We start from the raw sequence: 2,930 nt of genomic DNA, 5'->3' as shown, positions 1-2,930 counted from the left end.
GCCAAGAGCTCCGCATTGCGGCCGTTGACGACGAGGTCGACGCCCGCCTCGGCCAGCGCAATGGCGCAACCGCGCCCTAGCCCCTTGCTGGACGCGCAGATAATGGCCTTCTTTCCGCGAATGCCGAGATCCATGACGGTCTTCTCCTTTTGTCGAGCGCGGCAAGCTAGCCCTTCGGCTGGACCAATCGCAACCGTCATACGGTTGTTGCATGAATCGTGGCACAGGCTCTGCGAAAGCAACGGTGACAAGCTATGTCCGGCCCAGAGCCCCGCACTTTCCGCTCGATGTTCATCTCCGACATCCACCTGGGGTCGAAGGCGGCCAAGGCCGACTTCCTGATCGATTTCCTCAGGCACCACGACGCCGATATCATCTATCTGGTCGGCGACATCGTCGACGGCTGGCGACTCAGGCGAAGCTGGCACTGGCCGCAGAGTCACAACGATGTCGTGCAGAAACTGCTGCGCAAGGCGCGCAAGGGCGCCAGCATCACCTACATTGCCGGCAACCACGACGAGTTCGCCCGCCAGTTCCAGGGTGTGCATTTCGGCGGCATCGTCGTCGCCGACCGTGCCATCCACGAGACCGCCGACGGCCGCCGCCTGCTGGTCATCCATGGCGACCAGTTCGACACGGTGGTGCACAATCAGCGCTGGCTCGCCTATCTCGGCGATTACGCCTATGACGCGGCGATGATGGTCAATAGGGTCGTTACAAAGCTGCGTCATCTGCTCGGCTTGCCTTACTGGTCGTTCTCGTCCTGGGCCAAGGTCAAGGTCAAGAAAGCGGTGAACTTCATTGGCTCGTTCCAGACGGTGCTGAGCGAGGAAGCGCGGCGCTCGCATGTCGACGGCGTCATCTGCGGCCACATCCACCACGCCGCGATCGAGAACTATGGCGACGTGCAGTACATCAACACCGGCGATTGGGTGGAAAGCTGCACGGCGGTGGTCGAGCATTTCGACGGCCGCATGGAAATCCTGACCTGGGCGCATGTCCTGCCCGAGGCTCCGGCCGGCAAGGATGTGCTGGTTCCCGTCAACATCAAGGGCAGGGCGGTGCAGGCGGCGTGACGCCAAGCCCCTGCGGCCGCAAGCTCGCGCTAATCGATTAGTCCAGCCGGTTTCGCCCGGTTTTTCTCCATGTTAAGGGATCGACATACGTCGCGAGCGGTCGACCGTGGCGTGATTGGATCGATTCATGTCCCTGCCGCCGCTCTCGCCTGAACAACTCGTCAAGCCACGCCATTTCGAGCTGCGCATGAGCCTGATCTTCGCCACGCTCTTCGTGTCGCTCGGTACGCATCTGCCCTACTTCCCGCTCTGGCTGCAGGCCAAGGGTTTCCATGCCGGGCAGATCGCGGTGATCCTCGCCGCGCCCATGTTCCTGCGTGTGGTGACGACGCCGCTGCTGACTGCGCTTGCCGATCGGGCGAGGGACCGCGCCCATGTCTATATCGCGCTGGTCGCGGCCTCGATGGTGCTTTCCGCCGGCTACTTCCTGCCGCCCAGCTACGCCGTCGTGCTTGCCGTCTCGCTGGCGCTGACCATCGTCTGGACGCCGCATTCGCCGATCGCCGATTCGCTGGCGCTATCGGGCGTGCGCCGTTTCGGCTCCAACTACACTAGCATGCGCAAATGGGGCTCGATCTCCTATCTTTGCGCCAATGTCGTCGGCGGCTTCATCCTGGCGCGCACCGGCGCCGAGGCGGTGCCGGCGATCATCTTCGTTGCCCTGGGCGCGGCACTCGCCGCAGGATTGCTGGCGCCGAGGCTCGGCCGTCCGCGCCGCGCCTCGCCGCTGTCGGCGACCGACATCCAGCATTCGGCGCCGAAGCTTCTCAATGCCTATTTCCTCTATTTCACCCTCGGCGTCGGCATCATCACCGCCAGCCATGCCTTTCTCTACGGCTTCGTCTCGATCTACTGGAAGTCGATCGGCATCAGCGACACCGTCGTTGGCCTGCTGTGGGCCTGGGGCGTGGTCGCCGAGGTGTGCATGTTTGTGATGTTTACGCGCATCCTCGGGTCCGTTCCCATCGTCAGGGTGATGCTGATCGCTGGCATCGGCTCAATCGTGCGCTGGATCGCCTTTCCGCTGATCTGGCCGCTCGGCCTTGGCGTCGCCGGCTTCTTCGGCGTCCAGACGCTGCACGCGGTGTCGGTGGCGATGGTGCTCATCGGCTTGCAGAAGATGATCGGCGAGACCGTCTCGGAGGAACGCACGGGTGCTGCGCAAGGCATCGCCTATTTCTTCAACGGCTTCTTCATGGCCGTGGTGACGTTGGCGTCGGGCCCGCTCTACGACCGCTTCGGTGTCGACGGCTTTCTGGCCATGATCCCCATTGCGCTCATCGGCCTGGCGCTGATTGCGCTCGCGGCGCGCTCAACCCCACAGCGTGCTGTCGGGGGGTAGTACAAACGATCCCTCGTAGACGAGGCGTGGCTCCCGGTCCCTCGCGAGCAGCAGCGGACCGTCGAGATCGACGAAATCGGCGCCCTGCGCCAGAAGCACGGCCGGTGCCATCGCCAGCGACGTGCCCACCATGCAACCGACCATAATGTGGAAGCCGAGCGCGCGGGCGCGCTCGCGCAGCACCAGCGCCTCGGTGAGCCCACCGGATTTGTCGAGCTTGATGTTGACGGCTTCATAAAGTCCAACAAGGGCTTCCAGGTCCTTCGCCTCGTGCACGCTTTCGTCGGCGCAGATCGGCACCGGATGCGCAATTTGGCGCAGGATCGTGTCGCGGCCGGCCGGCAGAGGTTGCTCGATGAGGGCGATGCCGTGTTCGGCGGCGAAGGCGAGGTTGTCGACGATGTTGTCGTCCGTCCAACCCTCATTGGCGTCGAGGATGATGCGGCTGGCAGGCGCCGCTTCGGTAACCGCACGGATGCGGGCCTGGTCATTGTCGCCGCCGATCTTGACTT

Annotated in this window: 3 protein-coding genes and 1 pseudogene; 2 read left to right on the top strand and 2 right to left on the bottom strand. The window is 63.9% G+C overall.

Annotation, left to right across the window (positions count from 1 at the left end; genetic code table 11):
• A pseudogene (locus EN742_RS39725) lies at positions 1 to 134 on the bottom strand (3-oxoacyl-ACP reductase); the annotation flags it as partial.
• 120 nt (positions 135 to 254) lie between these two features.
• Here EN742_RS39725 and EN742_RS30280 point away from each other — a divergent pair.
• Positions 255 to 1,076 (top strand): UDP-2,3-diacylglucosamine diphosphatase, encoded by an 822-nt coding sequence (locus EN742_RS30280; RefSeq protein WP_127407452.1) that lies wholly within the window; start codon positions 255 to 257, stop codon positions 1,074 to 1,076.
• 127 nt (positions 1,077 to 1,203) lie between these two features.
• Positions 1,204 to 2,418: an MFS transporter gene (locus EN742_RS30275; RefSeq protein WP_128333626.1), complete on the top strand. Its 1,215-nt coding sequence runs from the start codon at positions 1,204 to 1,206 to the stop codon at positions 2,416 to 2,418.
• On the opposite strand, the gene EN742_RS30270 is transcribed toward EN742_RS30275, so the two are convergent.
• Positions 2,389 to 2,930, bottom strand: a 542-nt coding sequence (locus EN742_RS30270) for an enolase C-terminal domain-like protein (protein WP_281035022.1), incomplete at its 5' end; no start/stop codon positions are given. The two genes, EN742_RS30275 and EN742_RS30270, sit on opposite strands and share 30 nt — an antisense overlap.

The sequence above is a fragment of the Mesorhizobium sp. M4A.F.Ca.ET.020.02.1.1 genome, from assembly GCF_004022645.1.
GTDB lineage: Bacteria > Pseudomonadota > Alphaproteobacteria > Rhizobiales > Rhizobiaceae > Mesorhizobium.
This window is presented reverse-complemented; position numbering and strand designations above follow the sequence as displayed.

Excerpts from the sequence above, each read along its gene's own strand:
- EN742_RS30280 (WP_127407452.1), top strand. The coding sequence starts at position 255 with ATGTCCGGCCCAGAGCCCCGCACTTTCCGCTCGATGTTCATCTCCGAC.
- EN742_RS30275 (WP_128333626.1), top strand. The coding sequence starts at position 1,204 with ATGTCCCTGCCGCCGCTCTCGCCTGAACAACTCGTCAAGCCACGCCAT.